The sequence below is a fragment of the Deltaproteobacteria bacterium genome (assembly GCA_018668695.1).
Lineage (GTDB): Bacteria > Myxococcota > XYA12-FULL-58-9 > XYA12-FULL-58-9 > JABJBS01 > JABJBS01.
Genome location: JABJBS010000161.1, coordinates 1 through 2,662, shown reverse-complemented (window position 1 = coordinate 2,662; position 2,662 = coordinate 1). Strand labels below are relative to the sequence as shown.

The window sequence follows — 2,662 nt, the reverse complement described above, 5'->3', positions numbered from 1 at the left end:
CGATATTTGTGACGAGTGCGGGAACCATCGTGACCGTTGTATCATGCTGGGCAACCTCGGCGATGTGTACTTACAAGTAGACCTCTTGGACAAAGCCCAGGAGTACCTTGAGTCTTCAGTTGAACTTGCACGTAACGTTGGTTTGCGAGGTCCGGAGGGAGCGTTCAATGGGTCTCTTGGCGAACTGTTTATCAAGCGCGGTGAATTCAGAAAAGCGAGGGTTCACATCAAAGACGGTGAGGCAATTTTACGAGAACTCGGCGACCTCAGTGAGCTTCTTAAAGTAATATTTAGAAAGGCTCAGCTAGCGATCGCTGAAACGAATATTCCCGAAGGCAAGCAAGCGGTTTTGGATATGCGTGAACTGGCTCAAGCCACTTCACTCCAAGCCTCTTCCCCGGTCTGGAAGACCATAGAAGACTATACCGCCAAAATAACCGCTCTCTAAACCCGATTAGAACTCTGCGGAATTAGGTGTTCTCGGAAACGGGATAACATCGCGCACATTGTCCATCCCAGTTGCATACATAATGGCCCGCTCAAACCCAAGGCCAAAACCTGCGTGCGGAACCGTTCCATATTTGCGAAGGTCTCGGTACCACCAGTAATCTTCAGGCTCTAAACCGCCTTCACGAATTCGGCTGTCGAGAATGTCGAGGCGTTCTTCTCGCTGAGACCCACCAATGATTTCACCGATGCCTGGCGCCAATACATCCATCGCGGCCACTGTTTTGTTGTCGTCATTGATGCGCATGTAGAATGCTTTAATTTCTTTGGGATAATTCACAACCGCAACAGGTCCCTTCACCACTTCTTCAGTGATGTAACGCTCATGTTCAGCTTGCATATCCATTCCCCAAGTGACCGGGAATTCAAACTTCTTGTTGCTCTTCTCCAAGTGGGCAATTGCATCGGTATAATCCATCACGTCAAACTTCGCGTTCACCAAGTTTTCCAGACGCGCCACACAACCCTTATCAACACGCTTGTTGAAGAAATCCATGTCGTCTTGACGCTCGTCCAAGAGAGCCTTGAAGATATATTTGAGAAGCGATTCTGCAAGTCGTGCGTCGTCCATGAGGTCTGCAAAAGCAATTTCAGGTTCAATCATCCAGAATTCTGCAAGGTGCCGGCGGGTGTTTGAATTCTCCGCACGAAACGTTGGTCCGAAAGTATAAACATTGCTCATCGCCAAGCAGTAGCTCTCAACATTCAGTTGGCCTGATACTGTGAGGTGCGCCTCTTTACCGAAAAAGTCTTTAGAGAAATCCACGCCACCTTTATCGTTCTTAGGTAGATTGGCCATATCCAATGTGGATACGCGAAACATCTCTCCCGCACCTTCACAATCGTTGGCGGTAATAATCGGCGTATGAATCCAATAAAAACCATTTTCGTGAAAGAACCGATGTGTGGCCTGCGCGAGGCAGTGCCGTACTCGGGTCAATGCACCAATCAAGTTTGTGCGTGGGCGCAGGTGAGCAATATCTCGTAAATATTCTCGGGTGTGGCGCTTCGGCGCGACCGGGTATGTTTCAGGATCCTCTACCCAACCGATCACTTCCAATTCGGTGGCCTGCAACTCAAGTGATTGGCCCTTGCCAGCACTCTGCACAACTTCACCCGTGCACCGCAAAGAGCATCCAGTGGTAACCTTTTTAATCTCCGACTCGTAATTCTCAAGCGTACTCTGACAAACAAGCTGGAAAGTATCGAAACAAGACCCATCATGGATCTGCACGAAGGACAGACCTGCTTTGGAGTCACGTCGTGTCCGTACCCAGCCTTGAACGCTGATGGTGTCGCCGACCTTGGCCGCGCCGCCCAGTACCTGTGAAATTCTAAGTTTTTCGCTCATATCGTCACTCCTCAAAAAGGCGCTTACCGCCTCTCAGCATCCATTCAATGGGTCCGTCGAATTACGCCAATGTGCCCGATTAGGCAAGCAAAACTGCTGGGAGCGCCTACTCCGATTGGCTCATGGTGCTCAAACGATTATGATGGGTCACTATGGAAGAAACCAACGCACCAAGTCCCGAATTACTTCAACCTTTTCAGCTAATTGCTGGGCTGGGAACTGAATCTATCGCCTGGTTAAGCGAGCAGCTCGTGCCGATTACACTCGCACCCGGTACTGCTCTCACTCAAGAAAAAATGACCAATCGGGAGCTTTACTTCATCTCCAAGGGTACCATGGACGTCCAAAAAACGGCTAACGGTACAGCTCAAGAGACGATTCTCAGCCTCGAAGCAACCACCGTGATTGGGGAAATGAGCTGCCTCCTGGGCCGCGCCGCTATTGCGACCGTGGTCACGACAAGCTTTGTGACGGGTTGGAAGCTCGATACCCGAGCTCTTAGAAAAGCCCCTCCTGGTCTTCACTTAAGGGAAAGACTTCTGGAGCGTATTCTCAAACTGGTTTCATCCAGACTCGAATCAACCAATCAAAGCGTGCTCAAGCTCCTTGAGAAGAAAGATGGTGATTCTACATTGAGTCTTAAAGAGATCGACCAATTTACCGAGAACTGGAAGGCTGGACTCTCGTTTACAGAGGATTTTCAGGACCTCGACGAGTCTTGGAGCTTTAAATAACTTATATCCCGGTGGGTACAACAAGCCCCGCATTCACCATCATGGTCTCACACTGCTCTAAGTCGTCTGT

At 49.6% G+C, this 2,662-nt stretch carries 3 protein-coding genes; 2 read left to right on the top strand and 1 reads right to left on the bottom strand.

Annotation, left to right across the window (positions count from 1 at the left end; genetic code table 11):
* Window positions 1-448, top strand: a 448-nt coding sequence (locus HOK28_08565) for a tetratricopeptide repeat protein (GenBank protein MBT6433128.1), incomplete at its 5' end; no start/stop codon positions are given.
* Between the two features lie 6 nt (window positions 449-454).
* On the opposite strand, the gene asnS is transcribed toward HOK28_08565, so the two are convergent.
* Window positions 455-1,858, bottom strand: a complete 1,404-nt coding sequence (gene asnS, locus HOK28_08560) for an asparagine--tRNA ligase (protein MBT6433127.1) — start codon at window positions 1,856-1,858, stop codon at window positions 455-457.
* Between the two features lie 152 nt (window positions 1,859-2,010).
* Here asnS and HOK28_08555 point away from each other — a divergent pair, with 152 nt between their 5' ends.
* Window positions 2,011-2,592: a cyclic nucleotide-binding domain-containing protein gene (locus HOK28_08555; protein ID MBT6433126.1), complete on the top strand. Its 582-nt coding sequence runs from the start codon at window positions 2,011-2,013 to the stop codon at window positions 2,590-2,592.
* Window positions 2,593-2,662: the final 70 nt, after the last annotated feature.